Annotated in this window: 13 protein-coding genes; 1 reads left to right on the forward strand and 12 read right to left on the reverse strand. The window is 33.8% G+C overall.

All coding sequences use genetic code 11. The features are described from left to right. Positions 1 to 79 precede the first annotated feature (79 nt). Positions 80 to 661: a TetR/AcrR family transcriptional regulator gene (locus BLP68_RS07345; RefSeq protein ID WP_091541851.1), complete on the reverse strand. Its 582-nt coding sequence runs from the start codon at positions 659 to 661 to the stop codon at positions 80 to 82. 238 nt (positions 662 to 899) lie between these two features. Further along, a complete protein-coding gene (locus BLP68_RS21680; protein ID WP_176758909.1) occupies positions 900 to 1,076 on the reverse strand; it encodes a hypothetical protein in 177 nt (58 codons plus the stop codon). Between the two features lie 167 nt (positions 1,077 to 1,243). Here BLP68_RS21680 and BLP68_RS07350 point away from each other — a divergent pair, with 167 nt between their 5' ends. Further along, positions 1,244 to 2,434, forward strand: coding sequence for a coenzyme F420-0:L-glutamate ligase (locus tag BLP68_RS07350; RefSeq protein ID WP_091541854.1), 1,191 nt, complete (start codon positions 1,244 to 1,246; stop codon positions 2,432 to 2,434). A gap of 64 nt (positions 2,435 to 2,498) precedes the next feature. On the opposite strand, the gene BLP68_RS07355 is transcribed toward BLP68_RS07350, so the two are convergent. The 10 genes from BLP68_RS07355 to BLP68_RS07400 all read right to left on the reverse strand — a co-directional run bounded on the left by BLP68_RS07355 (position 2,499) and on the right by BLP68_RS07400 (position 14,676). After that, on the reverse strand, positions 2,499 to 4,604 hold the full coding sequence (locus tag BLP68_RS07355) for a sensor histidine kinase (protein WP_242876931.1): 2,106 nt from the start codon (positions 4,602 to 4,604) through the stop codon (positions 2,499 to 2,501). Continuing rightward, positions 4,582 to 5,268, reverse strand: a complete 687-nt coding sequence (locus BLP68_RS07360) for a response regulator transcription factor (protein WP_091541857.1) — start codon at positions 5,266 to 5,268, stop codon at positions 4,582 to 4,584. The genes BLP68_RS07355 and BLP68_RS07360 overlap by 23 nt, the downstream gene beginning before the upstream one ends. Positions 5,269 to 6,079: 811 nt before the next feature. After that, positions 6,080 to 6,883 (reverse strand): TPM domain-containing protein, encoded by an 804-nt coding sequence (locus BLP68_RS07365; RefSeq protein ID WP_091541859.1) that lies wholly within the window; start codon positions 6,881 to 6,883, stop codon positions 6,080 to 6,082. Continuing rightward, a complete protein-coding gene (locus BLP68_RS07370) occupies positions 6,880 to 7,944 on the reverse strand; it encodes a TFIIB-type zinc ribbon-containing protein (RefSeq protein ID WP_091541862.1) in 1,065 nt (354 codons plus the stop codon). Before BLP68_RS07370 ends, BLP68_RS07365 begins: the two co-directional genes overlap by 4 nt. 19 nt (positions 7,945 to 7,963) lie before the next feature. Beyond that, the gene (locus tag BLP68_RS07375; RefSeq protein WP_091541864.1) at positions 7,964 to 9,301 is read right to left on the reverse strand and encodes an SPFH domain-containing protein; all 1,338 of its coding nucleotides are present in this window, start codon (positions 9,299 to 9,301) and stop codon (positions 7,964 to 7,966) included. A gap of 21 nt (positions 9,302 to 9,322) precedes the next feature. Beyond that, positions 9,323 to 10,069 carry a hypothetical protein gene (locus BLP68_RS07380; RefSeq protein WP_091541867.1) on the reverse strand — a complete coding sequence of 249 codons (747 nt, stop codon included), beginning with the start codon at positions 10,067 to 10,069 and terminating at the stop codon, positions 9,323 to 9,325. Between the two features lie 465 nt (positions 10,070 to 10,534). Then, on the reverse strand, positions 10,535 to 11,524 hold the full coding sequence (locus BLP68_RS07385) for an N-acetylglucosamine kinase (protein ID WP_091541868.1): 990 nt from the start codon (positions 11,522 to 11,524) through the stop codon (positions 10,535 to 10,537). Positions 11,525 to 11,565: 41 nt separating this feature from the next. Further along, complete coding sequence (locus tag BLP68_RS07390; protein ID WP_091541871.1) at positions 11,566 to 12,828, reverse strand: Gfo/Idh/MocA family protein; 1,263 nt, start codon at positions 12,826 to 12,828, stop codon at positions 11,566 to 11,568. Positions 12,829 to 12,856: 28 nt separating this feature from the next. Further along, the gene (locus BLP68_RS07395) at positions 12,857 to 13,690 is read right to left on the reverse strand and encodes a carbohydrate ABC transporter permease (RefSeq protein ID WP_091541873.1); all 834 of its coding nucleotides are present in this window, start codon (positions 13,688 to 13,690) and stop codon (positions 12,857 to 12,859) included. Between the two features lie 14 nt (positions 13,691 to 13,704). Then, a complete protein-coding gene (locus tag BLP68_RS07400; RefSeq protein WP_091541876.1) occupies positions 13,705 to 14,676 on the reverse strand; it encodes a carbohydrate ABC transporter permease in 972 nt (323 codons plus the stop codon). Between the last annotated feature and the right edge of the window lie 19 nt (positions 14,677 to 14,695).

Genomic DNA, 14,695 nt, shown 5'->3' on the forward strand with positions numbered 1-14,695 from the left:
TACCTCCATTTCTTATTTTAGGGCGCAGAAAAACAAGGTCCTTTCATTAAAAGGACTTTAATGAATTATGTTAGAAGCCTTACCTTAAAATATCTCTAACTATTACCTTTAGTTCTTCCTTAACTACATTTATTTCATCGGGATAGTTATAAAGAAATGCACTTTCAAGTAGCTGGTGGGATGTTTGAAATATAAGCTTAGAATATAATTCAGGTGATTTATTTCCAATTAGCTTTTTATCTGTAGCATTTTTTAACCACTTTTCAACGGTAGAGACCAAAAACCATTCAGTATCTTGCCCTCCAGTAAAGTTGATTATTTCAAGTATATTGGCACTATGAAGTAATTTCATAATTTGAGGGTTTTCCTCCATATAAAAAACCATAGTATCAATTATTTTATCTATATCTTCAATTTTAGGATCCTCGATATCCAATAGAGATATGTACTCATTAAAGGTTCCTAATACTCCTTCAATGATTTTGTGTAGTATTTCCTCCTTGGTTTCAAAATAAAGATAAAATGTGCCTTGAGCAACCCCTGCAGCTTTAACTATCTCTCTTACTGCTGTTTTTTCAAAACCCTTCTCGCAGAAAAGTGCCTCGGCAGATTCAATCAATTTTCTCTTGGTTGCTTCACTTCTACTTTTTTGACTAGTCATACTTATCACACCCTCATATTGTGACTACTGATCATATTTTTATATTAGCACCTTAAAAATATCAATTCAATATACAAATGGCCTAAAAAAGTCAGTTGCATTTTTTGCATCATGAAAATGTATACTGATGAAATTTCTCGGATTTGGGGCACAATAAAACCTAGCCACCGATGGGTATACCGAGTACTGGTTGCTAGGTTTTTGTAGTGCCAAGCCTCTGCTACATATTTCTGTTTTTTTAATCCCTCTTGGATTTATTTTTTTTGCTCGTAATTAATTTTTCATTATTTTTCATTTCTTCATTATCAATCGCGCCGATCTCTCCAGCAAGCTCATAGCTCATTGCATTGAAGAAATTTTCATCAACATGACCTTTAACAGGATTCTTAATTTTTGCTGGTCTTCTAATTTTCATTAAATTTTCACCTCTTATTTATCTTGTATCCTTTATTTATTTTAATTCGAGGTAATATATGGTTTTTATATCATTTTATATTTTTTTGCCTATACTAAAAAAATAATGTATAGTACTATTATAGAGCATGTACATATTATAAAGTTTAAAATAAGGAGCGAAAATGAATGGAAAGATTAGTAGGAACAGTTGTTAGAGGCCTACGGGCACCAATTATTAATAAGGGTGACAACATTTCAGAAATAGTTATTAATAGCCTTTTTAAGGCTTCTCAGTATGAAGGATTTACAATAAATGATAGGGATGTAATTGCCGTTACCGAATCAGTAGTTGCTCGAGCTCAAGGTAATTACGCAAGTATCGATGCAATTTCGAAGGATGTAAGTTCTAAGTTTGGTGAGGATACCATTGGAGTAATATTTCCAATTTTAAGTCGTAATCGTTTTGCTATTTGTTTACGCGGTATAGCTAAGGGAGCAAAAAAAATTGTATTAATGTTAAGCTATCCAGCCGATGAGGTTGGAAATCATTTAATTGATATCGAGATGCTTGATGAAAAGAGTGTTAACCCTTGGATAGATGTTTTAAGTGAAAAACAATTCCGAGAATACTTTGGCTATATTAAACATCCCTTTACTGGTATAGATTATATTGATTATTACAAAACCTTAATTGAAGAATATGGTGTTGAATGTGAAATTATCTTCTCTAACAACCCTAAAACCATATTAGATTATACAAAAAATGTACTTACCTGTGACATTCATACAAGACATAGAACAAAGAAAATACTTTTATCAGGTGGTGCAAATAAAGTCTATAGCCTAGCTGATATCTTATCATTACCTATAGATGGTAGTGGCTACAATGAAGCCTATGGTCTTTTAGGGTCTAACAAAGCTACTGAAGAAAGTGTTAAACTATTTCCAAGAGATTGCCAGCCCATTGTTGATAAAATACAATCTACCATTAAGGAAAAAACCGGTAAAACCATTGAAGTAATGATTTATGGGGATGGCGCATTTAAAGATCCAGTGGGTAAAATTTGGGAGCTTGCTGACCCTGTTGTTTCTCCTGCATACACCTCTGGCCTTGAAGGTACTCCCAATGAAGTTAAGCTTAAATACCTTGCCGATAATAACTTTGCTAATTTAAAGGGAGAAGCACAAAAAGAAGCTATTTCTCAATATATTAACAATAAGAATGCAAACCTTACGGGTGCAATGGAGGCTCAAGGGACTACCCCGAGAAGGCTTACGGACCTATTGGGTTCTCTTTGTGATTTAACCTCCGGAAGTGGTGATAAAGGTACACCTATTATATATATTCAAGGATATTTTGATAACTATACAAAGTAGTAAAAACTCCTCCTATTAGATGTACTATTTTCTTACAGGAGGAGTTTTTAAGCTATTACTTAAATTATGCCTTTGGAAAGGTAACTATCAATTTGAATAGATCTCCATCAATACTAATTTCTAGTTTTCCTTTTTGAAGCTCTATAAAGCTTTTTGCAATTGCCAGCCCCAAACCTGAACCTTCAGCATTTCGAGATCTATCACCCCTTGTAAAGCGTTCAGTAATTTCTGAAGCATCAAAGTTCATCTCATAATTAGATATATTTCTGAATACAAATCGGACTTCCTTTATATTCTCTTCTATATTAATGTATACCCTTGAATTGGCCATTGAATATTTCAGTGTATTACTCATAATATTTTCAAATATCCTATAGGTTCTTTTACCATCCAGCTCACATATAATTTTGTCATCTGGAGCATCAGTTTTGATGCTTAATGAGCTGGAAACAATTTTTTCTTCAAGCTCACCTAATGTTTGTCTAAATAATGCTATTACATCTACCCTTTCTAAGTTAAGGTCAATACTTCCACTATTGGCTTTACTTGCCTCAAATAAGTCCTCAATTAAAAGTTGTAATCTTTTAGACTTTTTATCCAGTATCTCTATATATTCCCTGTGAGTATTTGGACTTATGCCTTCATCCTTTAATAAATCAACATAGGTAATTATTGATGTAAGAGGTGTTTTCAGGTCATGAGACACATTTGAGATTAGCTCGGCCTTCATTCTTTCGCTTTTTATTTCTTTATCGACAGCTAGCTTGAATCCTTCTTTAATATTATTTAAGTTTTTAGATATTGGGCTAAGTATACCAATATCTTCCTCTAACTCTATATCAAAATTGCCTTCTGCCAGCTGACTACTGGCATCGGTTAGAGCCTTAGCCTTGTTGATTACTTTCAATAGATATTCAAACAAGAATATACTATAAATTACAGCCAAAATATAACCCAAGGTTCCTAATGCTGCAATAACCCATAGGACCATTAGATTTATTCCTAAAATCAAAACCAACTTTTTCCGAATATCACTATTACTACTAACATACATCAGGTCTTTTAATGATTCCTTAAATCTATTAAAGAAATACATACATATCTTCCCAATAATACTATTATGAATCACGCCTTCCATAAAACCTATATGGTATATATATTTGATATAAATAATAGTTAGATAACACAGTAAGAAAAAAGCAAAGGTTATGGGTATTCCTAAAAGATAAAAATATATACTGGCATCATATATTACCTCTATAATGTCAACTGCCCCCAGTATTATTATCCCCGGGCCGCTTACAAATAGAAAACCTAACCAAAGCAAAACCTTGACCTCTAAAAACATTTTATTAAATATTGTCGAAATAAATAGCGTGTTTTGATATGAATAGGGTACTGCAAATGCAATTATAGTTAAAAGGATGAAAGCTACAGCTCCTATAGCTAATATTAATAATAAATTGTCATGCATTGCATAAGACCGTTTCAAGCTTCGTGTAAAAATATCATTATGACTTTCAAAATCCTCTGGTACAATATAGGTAATCTCAAGGTTTGCATATTCTACCTTTATTTCATCATTATAAATAAAGTTAATTAAGAAGGCCTCCTTATTAAACTGTTTTGAAGCTTCTATCTTAGTAGGATTACCCTCATCATCAAATAGTACATTCAAGTAAAATTGACTGTTTACTATTTCCTCCTGCAAGTTATTATCTGTTATATTGTTTATATTACTTATGTTTATATCTTTATCGTTATTTCTTATAAAATATTTAATGCTTGTAATATTTTCATAGCTAGAGTTATACCAGTCATTACCCTGTATCTTAGTTTGATTTAAATAATTTGTTAGATTGGCTAATGTTGATGTAAAGTCGTAGCTTTGGAAATAGCTTTCTGTGTTTTGTCCTTCAGAGAACATATAGTCCTTTATTGGTACATAGCTACCTACTGCTAGCACTGTAAACATAATTAGTACTAGTATTGTTATCAAGGAAACAGGAATATAATTTTTCCCTTTGTTTTCAATTACCAATTTTTTGGATTCTGTACATTCGGTACTTTGAGTTTGATGATTTTCTTCTAGCTTCTTATCAACAAAAGATTCCGATTTATCTATTTCTTCTTTATTGCCCTCTATATTATTGTTGGAATTTGTATCCAATCCCCCACACCACCTTTAAATATTTTGGTTCCTTTGGATTAATCTCAATTTTTTCTCGTATTCTTCTTATATGAACAGTTACTGTATCAGGATTATAGGCTGGCTCCTTCCAAACCCTTTCATATATTTCTTCTATTGAAAACACTCTATTGGGGTTCTTCATGAGGAGGTGAAGTATCTTATACTCCAATGGAGTAATTTTTATTGCTTCTCCATCCACAAGTAAAGCTTTACTATCATTATTGAGCTCAATTCCTCCTATTTTTATCGAGTTATCATCTGGCAGCATAATGCTGGAATAGTTTGTATATCTTCTAAGATTTGAATTAACCCTCGCCAGTAATTCCAATGGATTAAATGGTTTAGTAATATAGTCATCAGCCCCAACATTTAACCCCCATATTTTATCCATGTCCTCAGATTTTGCAGACAGCATAATAATAGGTACTGGGCTTTTTTCTCTAATCTTTATTGTGGCACTTGTACCATCTAGTTTTGGCATCATAATATCCATCAGCACTAAATGGATATCTTCTTTTTGAAAAATTTCTAATGCTTCTTCCCCATCGTATGCTTTAAAAACATTATAATTCTGATTTCTTAAATACACTTCAATAGCATCGGTTATTTCTTTCTCGTCATCGACAACAAGTATATTGTACATTTTTAACATCACTCCTAGGCCTTTGGGAGATATCTCATATAGCTATAATAGCACATACTTTCTAAGAATCTACTACTATAATTCTTACAAATTTCTTAAGAACATATAATTTATCATAAATAATATAATCCATGAATCCTACATAAATACATGATAACTTGCGGTAATTATGAGTTAATATAGTGAATATGAATGATTATGAGTTCAAGAGTATCTATAAAGATAAATTTCTACATATTGCTGACAAGTTATATCTTAAATCATGACAATTTTCCACATTAAGACAATGGTAAAATACCATTGAAAGGTTTATATGTGCTGAAGAAATAGATTCAGAGTTTGATGGGAAAACATTTAAGTTTATTCTAGAAAAATCAGTACTAGAAAAGAGAGATATTGAGGCTACGATAATAAAGTATGATAAAAAAATTTCATTAACTTCATCTATTAAATAATCAGTTGAGGAGGTGTAATTATAGAAACAGATAAGAGTAAATTACACTTATTGAAGCTATTTTATTCATTTGTGCTTCTAGTTCCAATCATATTATCTGACCCCTTAGAATATAGATTAATTTTCCGTATGATTTGGGTTGTTATATGTGTATATTTTATTCAACCTATAATTTTTAAAAAATCAGGCAGGTAATCGATACACCCATAGCTGTTGATTTTAGTGTGTACTACCGCTATTTTATACGGTATTTTAACATTATAGGAATATTATCTGTAGAAACCATATAGCTTAAACCAATATAAAAATCCCCATATAATAGCCAAAGGCTATACATGGGGATTTTACCTAATTTATTTAAAATTTCCGTCCACGCCCTCCATGGCTTTTACCGCTGCTGGAGCGATGGACAGTGGATTTACCTGAAGATATTGTCGACTTATTGGTATTAGTTTTTATTGTTACATGGGTAACACGAGTATTTATAAGTCGATCTTGACTATTGATAAAATTTATTGAGCTATTAGCTAAATAGGTGCCTTCATTGGTGCTGATTTTACCCTTGTTATTCAGAACCATAACACCAACTGATATTCCACCTATTATAAGGGAAATAAAGAGATACATCACTATTCTCTTTCCCAGATCCCCTTCACTATCGTGTGTATATTGATTTGTCTGTATTCCCATATTAAAGTAGTATTCAACTTCCTTAAAAAAAGCATCTACTGCCTCCACATAATTACCATTAGCAAGATGAGTAAACATTTCGTCTATTATGGAGTCTAATCTGTCATCGGTAAAATACTTAATTGCCAAACCAGTAGTTGAAATGTATACCTCTCTATCATCCATGTTAATAAGAAGCAGCAAGCCATCGTCATCTATACCATAGCCAAAGCCGTTTTCATCATAAAAGTCGTCTGCATATTGACGGGAGGTCTTACCTTTATTATCATCTGTTGTAACAATAACAATATCTAGCTTTAATCTTTCACTGAGATCAATTGCTTTTTCTTCCAATGCCTCCATCTCAGAAGCTAAAAATATCCCTGCCTCATCATATACCTTTGGTATTGTAGCTAAAGAACTGAATGAAGATAAAAGAATTGCCATTAAGATTACGCTTAGTATAAGAATACTTTTATGACTTCTTCTCATATGAGCATGCCTCCTAATAACAGAATTGCAAATACACTTCCGGATATTATACTAAAATAAGCAGCCATCCTAGCTTTGCTAAGGGGAAGACTCCCTGCAACCTTACCCGTCTGTCCGTTCATTGCAAATATGTATTTTTTACCCTTGTAGTCATAGGTAAATATCCATGCAGGTAATAGCACATAGGTTGCCTTTGATTTATATATATCTACATTACAATTCTTTACCGATACACTACTGTATCCCTTTATGGCATCCCGAAGCAGTTTATCAGTATATTTTTGAACACGGTCTGATATTCTTCCATAAACATCATTTTGATCCTTATCATACTTTTCTGCCAAATAACCAGATAAATACGACATTGAAAAATCCTCCATTTGACTGTAGTCAAAGGGTTCTAACGTCTCCATCAGCTGGTCGTCTATTTTTTTTGAACCGTCTGCCGGTATCTTACCAAAACATGCTGTTCCAGCTCTGACAACATCATAATATTTTGTTTCGGTATATTTTTTATTGCCACTTACCCACGTTCTAATATTTCTTCCTTCTGCAGTCATTTTTCCTCTTATGTCACAATCAAATAACCAAAATGGAACATATATTCCAGATAATAACTCCAATTGGGAGGCTGAAGTAAAATCCTTTGAAAGAAGCGGTTTCTTTTTACACCAATTTATAAAGGTTGTGGTGGCAGAATCCCTCTTGAATTTAAAAGGCAGTACTTTAGCAGGTCGATATTTCCCTGATAATTGCCCTGGCAAAATGGCAGGGCTATGACAGTAATAACAAAAAGTAGCTGCTGTAACATCATCCGTCACGATTTCAGCACCACAACTAGTACAGCTATACATTCTTGCTTTATTATTAAATTCCATATCTTCTTTAGGCAATTGCTCTTCTATTGAAGAGTCATTATCTGATATTACACTGTCCTCTAGGCTTTTAATGGTTTCATTGTTAAAGTCGCTCAGACAAAACTCACACTTCCAGCTTTGTGTATCAGCATTAAATTCAAGTGCTCCTCCACAGTTAGGGCATTTATGGGTAAAGGTTGCCAAATATTTTCACCTCCGTGTTTTACTTTTTTATATCCTCTTCATTGAAGGAGTCTCCACACTCTGGGCAGAACTTAGGCAAATTAGCAGCATCTGGTTCAAATCCACATTTGTTACAACGATATTCCTTAGGTGCCTCTGGAGCCTTTTGTCCACAGTTCCCACAGAACTTTCCAGTATTGTCCTTACCACATTTGCATGTCCATGAACCATTCTGACTTTTGGGCTTGGCTTCACCGCATTCTATACAGAAACGTCCAGCATTAACATGATTACAGCTGCACTTCCATTCTTCCTTTAAAGCTTCTCCACCAGTAGTGGCTATTTTCTCTCTTTCTTGCTGTTGTTGCTTTTGTTGCTGCTCCATCTGATATTGATTGGTCTGTGATGCAGCCCCCATAAATCCACCTGTTGATTGCATACCCATACCAACCCCCATAAAGCCTGCCATAGCACCACCAGAATTGGAACCGGCTGCTTCCAACCCTCTAGCCACAGACCCTTGAACATAGCCTTCTCTAATGGTGGCATCTTGAAGCATTGCACCTTGATTCCTCATATTTATAAGCTTTTTAGACTCTTCATCATAGGAAATACTGGCAATTCCTACTGACTGTATCTGCATGCCACGCATTTGACTCCAATCGCTATCTAATACAGTTGACATATATTTTGCCAGTTCCATACTTCTTGAAGTAACAAGGGAAATACGGATTCCATCTCCAGACATCTGGTTGATGGCAGCCTGGAGTGCTGTTAGAAACTCTGATAAGTATTGTTCATTTATATCGTTGATTTCTACCTGTGACTTGTTTCGTGGAATTGCTTCCATAAAAAATTTAAGGGGATCTACAATCTTTATTGAATAACTTCCATGGGCCCTTAAAAATAATTCAGCATTATAGAAATTGTCGAAATAGTTAATAGGGTTCCGGGTTCCAAATTTAATCCCCTTTACCTCCTGAAGATTTATGTAATAAACCTTCTGGGCAGTTGGTGTAACCCCTCCAAATCTAAAACGGTTAAAGGATTCCATTAATGTGTCCTGGAATTGACCATTGAGTAATGAAGGAAGGGCAGCATTGTTTACTTTGTAATACCCTTCTTCTGCTGTGAAGTCAACTATTTTACCTCCATCAACCAGCATCATAAACTGATTGGGATACACATGGATGATGGATCCATTTGAAATTGTCGTATCGGTGCCTTTACGATTTTGATTGCGTTTATCATTTGGCCTAACCTTTACTCCACCTGTCATAACTGTTGTGTCACTCATCGATTCTGGTTCAATAACCTCCAGCCATTGATCCGCTAGTCCTCCTTCGATGCTATTAATTGCTGCTCTTATAATACCCATACTACACCCCCAATTTTTTTTTTATATTTCTTTATACATGTTTAAAAACCACGTATGTATACTTATTTCTTTAATACCAGCTCCACAATATTCGCAATATTTCTTTCCTAAGCCTTTAACAGGACCGCCGCAGCTGGGACAAGTAAGTCCAAGGGCTGTAGTAGTTTGTCCTGCCTCCTTTACCTTTCCAATATCCTGTATATATACAAGATTCACATTATATTTTACCTGTATTTTTAAGTCTTTTCGTCCACTTATAACTGTATCATTTTTAAGTCTATATTTGTAATATTCCATCGCCATTTGAAAAACGATAATACATTTTCCAGCTTCCTTTTCATATTTGTTGATTTCTGTCTGATGAATTATAACATCATCATACCTCTCTATAACATTTTGTGACTTTAGGTCGCGGATATAGGTTAATACTTGTTTTTTCAAATCTTCCGAGGCATTTAAAACCAAGTCAATATCTTGATTTTCAATGGCATTAAATACAGATTTCATCATATTTTCTGTTCTCTGGGTAAATTCGAAGAGATTAAACTCTGGAAAGTCCTTAATAATTAATGGCAAGTAAACTTTAGTCATACTGGATACTGACTTAGGCGTGCTGGCCAATTGTTTCTCTTGAAGCTTCAAGCCAGTACTTAATGAACCTATTCCAAAGAACATACGTAACCGCCTGCGGATCTTTCTACGTATTAAATAGCTTTTAACTATAACCCATAGGAAAATAATGATTAAAATAACCTCAAATGTACTCATAGTCTCTACCCTCCTTAGCCTCACCAGCTTAAGCTCTTCATTAAATATTAGTTATGTGATTTATTTTATGCTTAACGTTTTATTTTAAGTATATTTGATGGATATTTTAAAGACACTAAATATATATAATTTTACCAAATAAATCCCTTGCTTTCAATAAATTGCTAAAGTATTATTAAAATATTGAATGTTTATGACAAATAGTTCTATCTAGACATCAAAAAACTGATGAAAAACATCTTTATCAGTTTTGCTTTTTTAGCCATAAATCGAATCCTACTGATGATTTATTAATTTTGCATCCACCAAATTTACTTTACAGTTTAAATATGGGCTCGATGTAATTATTAATGGTATTGAAAGTATTTGTTATACCAAACCATTTATGAAACAAATAGGCTATATTACTGTTTTTCGTAATATAGCCTAAGTGATTTTCAGAATCCTCTTGTTTTAAAATACTAGTTAATATATATTCATGTGTTTTTCTATTCGCTGTAGTTTATTCAACTTTTCAGTAACAATTCTATTTTCTATGTGCCATAAAGCATATAATGAAGCTCCAGTTACTGGTCTTAGCTTTGCTTCTTGAATAAATAGTCTTTTGTCTAAATTAGTTAACAAATCTCTTAACGGTTCCATTAGATACTTTTTTGCTTCAAATACCCCACCTGAATAAGTAACAGGAATTAATGTCTCTTGATTAAAATATAGCATGTTTAATATAGCCTTTACCAACAGGCTGTATTCCGCTGCTGCTGCTTCAAAGGCTTCTTGCGCATATATATCTTTCTCTGCCCCTTTATATAAAAGCATTGATAATGAAGCCACTTTTTCTCGTTTCATTTCATACTTTTTACAGATGAAATCAATAATTTCAAAATCAGAATTCAGTGATAACTCTTCTTTGAATATACTATATAATGCTCCCTTAGTTAATCTACCATCTGCTTCTTTTGTAAAAATTTCGATAGCCTTTTTACCTAACCAATAGGCTGAGCCCTCATCTCCACAGAAATCGCCCCATCCACCAGCTCTAGCAGTTTTTCCATGATGATCTTTACCAAAGGCAATTGAACCAGTTCCACCCACAAGATGTATTCCTGCTTCTATGGCAGTGGATGCTGCCCATCCCACCTCTACATCATTGACGCAAATAAAGGGAGATGGAGCTAGGATATTTCTCACTGAATTTCTTAAATATTCAGCATCCTCGTCAGATTCTCCGTACCCTGGAAGCCCTAAAACTGAAAAGCTTAACTCTTTTATTTGGATACCTGCCTGTTTACATACAGAAAGTATTCCTTCTTGTAGTATACTTTGAAAGTGATCCTTGGAGGTTTGCATGTAATGACATGAAACTGATTTATAATATCCAATTATTGTGTAATCTTCACTTATAATCATATAAGAGGTTTTACTTCCGCCTCCATCTATACCTAGATAGTACTTCATCTTTTGGCCTCCTAAACACTATTTACTGTTGCTTTTAATGTTTATCTAAGCTTGTTCATAAGTTCATCATTTAAATCCTTAAGTGCTATAGATTTGCCTGATAGTCTTGATTTTTCTGCAGCAAAGGACATTAAATGACTCTCTACTGATTTATCTGCTGAGGTTAAAGCGCTTCCACTTCCATCTTTGATTAAGGAGACAAAATCATCCATCAGCCTATGATCTCCGCCACCATGTCCTCCTGAAACAATGGTAGGCAGAATAATTTTCTTTTCTTGTGAACCAAATAATTGTATCTCTATTTCATTCCTACTGTCATCGGCTCTAATTTCGCCCCTAGTTCCCATAATTTTTATTGTTCTATGAACCTTATTAGTAAAGGCACTTAAATTAAAGGTGGCAGTAACACCATTATTAAAATTCATAATAGTCACCTGATGATCACAAACATCATTATCGCATTTATAAACACATCTTCCATATGGCCCTATTTCTAAAGCCTTAAGGATTGCTTCCTTACTTTGAATATCACTGGCAACTGTAGAGGGCCATCTTCCAATGCTATTAAGATATTGCTTCTTTGCTGAATAAATACAACTTTCTTCTACAGAGCAATTAATACATCTTTCCCCGGAACTAGCTGGAGCATTGTCCCTGCTGAAATAGGATAATTCACCAAAGGAAGAAATAGACTTACAGCTATCACCAACGAGATATAAAATGATATCCATATCGTGGCATGATTTGGCTAAAATAATAGGACTGCTTTCCTTTGAGTTACGCCAATTTCCCCTTACAAAGCTATGGGCCATGTGGAAATATCCAATATTTTCATTATGCTGAATAGACATTACTTTACCAATTTCCCCAGCTTCAATAACTTCTTTGATCTTACTGAAAAATGCAGTGTATCTTAAAACATGACAAATCATAAAAACCCTTTGCTTTTCTTTTGCCAACATCCCAAGCTCTACACATTCTAATGAATTATTAGACATAGGCTTTTCTAAAAGTACATGATAGCCAAGGTTTAAAGCTTTTTTAGTTGGTTCATAGTGCATATCATCTGGGGTAGCTATAATAACAGCATCACAAAATTTTTCCTCCTGTAACAGGTACTCCCATGATTCATATATTTTATCGTTGTTGATATTATGCCTTTCAGCAAATTGTTTTCGTTTTATATCATTAGATTCTGCAACTGCTACAAATTCAATGTTTTGAGGAAATTGAGCAGCATATTCGCCATATACATCTTTTCCTCTTTGTCCTGCTCCAATTAAAGCAACTTTTATCTTATTCATTTAACAGCTCCTCCTTATGAAATTAATGTTAACCCTTAGACCCAGTTGAAGCAATTCCTTCTATAAATTGCTTTTGGAATAATAAAAACACTACAATCATAGGCCATATTGCCAGTACAGCTCCTGCCATGCTCACTGGATAATTGGTATGATGCTGACCTGCTAAGGATGCCAAACCAGCAGACAGAGTCATTTTTTCTATAGATGTATTAACAATCAATGGCCACATCAATTGATTCCAGCTGGCCAAAATACATGTTATTGCCAAGGCTGTTAATCCTGGTTTTACTAGAGGGAGCATTATATTTTTATATATTTGGAAATGATTACATCCATCCAATATAGCTGCCTCTTCTAATTCCTTTGGAATTTGCATAAAAAATTGTCTCATTAAAAATGTACCAAAGGCACTAAATAATCCCGGTATAATTAAAGCTCTAAGGGTATTTAAGAGTTTAAATCTAGCCATAATCATAAACTGTGGCAGTAAAAAAGACTGAGATGGAATCATCAAAACTGACAGCATTATTATAAAAATTGCCTTTTTACCTGGAAATTCTATTCTTGCAAAGGCGTAACCCGCCATAGAACAAAGTATTAATTGCCCTATCGTCCTCACTGCTGTATATACAATGGTATTATAATAAAACCTCAAGAAGGGTAATCGCTGCTGTACCTCTACATAATTTTTCCATTGTGGACTATCTGGAAGTATAACAGGTGGAATCTGTGTCGATTCACCAAGGGTCTTCAAAGAGGTTAAAATCATCCATATGAAGGGTGTAATTGTTATAACTACCCCTGTAATTAGCACAAAATGTATCCAAAAATGATGATTTTTCTGTCTTTTTTTATATGACATGTGTACCCTCCATTCTACTCATAATGTACCCACTTCTTTTGAAGCGCCATCTGTACAACTGTAAATATCAAAATAATAGCAAATATTAATACTGCTATGGCAGCAGCGTATCCTTTATCATGCCATTCAAATGCGTGCCTATAGAAAAGGTAAACTATGGTTTTTGTCTTATCAATAGCCATGCTTTCTTTACCAATCATCAAAAATATCAGTTCAAATGTCTGAAAGGCGTTGATTAGAGACATTACTACAACAAAAAATATAGTAGGGCTTAAAACTGGTAAAGTAATTGAAAAAAACTGTTTTACAGGGCCTGCACCATCTATTGAGGCGGCTTCATAGTAATTTTTAGAAATTCCTTGCAGCCCTGCCAGCAGAATGATCATATTAAAGCCTATTCCCATCCAAACAGATACTATAACCAGTGCAAACATTGCAAACCTTGGATCAGCTATCCATGCTGGTCCAGTTATGCCTATTAAACTAAGCAAATAATTAATTAATCCAATTCTTCCATTAAAAAGCCATCTCCAAACCATTGCTACTGCAGCTGGCATAGTTACAGCAGGAAGGAAGTATAAAGTTCTATAGATACCAATTCCTTTTATTTTTGAATTGAGTAACGTAGCAACTAAAATAGATATACCTACAGTCAAGGGGACAACCAGCATAGTGTATTTAAATGTATTTATTAGTGTCTGATAAACCTCAGGATCACTTATCAGTCTTGAATAGTTGTCTAGGCCGATAAAGTTATATCTTCCAAATGCACCTAGATTAGTAAAGCTATAATAAAGGTTTTGGAAAAAGGCACCTATGTAGAAAACTCCTAACCCAGCAACAGTAGGGAAAATTAATAGGTATGCCCAAAAATAATTCTTTAATCTATTTTTACTAAAATTATTCCTTTTAAAATTTCCTATATAGTCTAATATTTTTAGTTTATTAATCTTCTCATTCGAATTAAGTTTTTTACCTGCTTCCATAGATAACCCTCCTGCTTAT

The sequence above is a fragment of the Alkaliphilus peptidifermentans DSM 18978 genome, assembly GCF_900101495.1.
Lineage (GTDB): Bacteria > Bacillota > Clostridia > Peptostreptococcales > Natronincolaceae > Alkaliphilus_C > Alkaliphilus_C peptidifermentans.

Coding starts and splice junctions, on each gene's coding strand:
- BLP68_RS07345 (WP_091541851.1), bottom strand. CDS start 661: ATGACTAGTCAAAAAAGTAGAAGTGAAGCAACCAAGAGAAAATTGATT.
- BLP68_RS07360 (WP_091541857.1), bottom strand. CDS start 5,268: ATGTACAATATACTTGTTGTCGATGACGAGAAAGAAATAACCGATGCT.
- BLP68_RS07365 (WP_091541859.1), bottom strand. CDS start 6,883: ATGAGAAGAAGTCATAAAAGTATTCTTATACTAAGCGTAATCTTAATG.
- BLP68_RS07375 (WP_091541864.1), bottom strand. CDS start 9,301: ATGGGTATTATAAGAGCAGCAATTAATAGCATCGAAGGAGGACTAGCG.
- BLP68_RS07350 (WP_091541854.1), top strand. CDS start 1,244: ATGGAAAGATTAGTAGGAACAGTTGTTAGAGGCCTACGGGCACCAATT.
- BLP68_RS07395 (WP_091541873.1), bottom strand. CDS start 13,690: ATGTCATATAAAAAAAGACAGAAAAATCATCATTTTTGGATACATTTT.
- BLP68_RS07400 (WP_091541876.1), bottom strand. CDS start 14,676: ATGGAAGCAGGTAAAAAACTTAATTCGAATGAGAAGATTAATAAACTA.
- BLP68_RS07385 (WP_091541868.1), bottom strand. CDS start 11,524: ATGAAGTACTATCTAGGTATAGATGGAGGCGGAAGTAAAACCTCTTAT.
- BLP68_RS21680 (WP_176758909.1), bottom strand. CDS start 1,076: ATGAAAATTAGAAGACCAGCAAAAATTAAGAATCCTGTTAAAGGTCAT.
- BLP68_RS07390 (WP_091541871.1), bottom strand. CDS start 12,828: ATGAATAAGATAAAAGTTGCTTTAATTGGAGCAGGACAAAGAGGAAAA.
- BLP68_RS07380 (WP_091541867.1), bottom strand. CDS start 10,069: ATGAGTACATTTGAGGTTATTTTAATCATTATTTTCCTATGGGTTATA.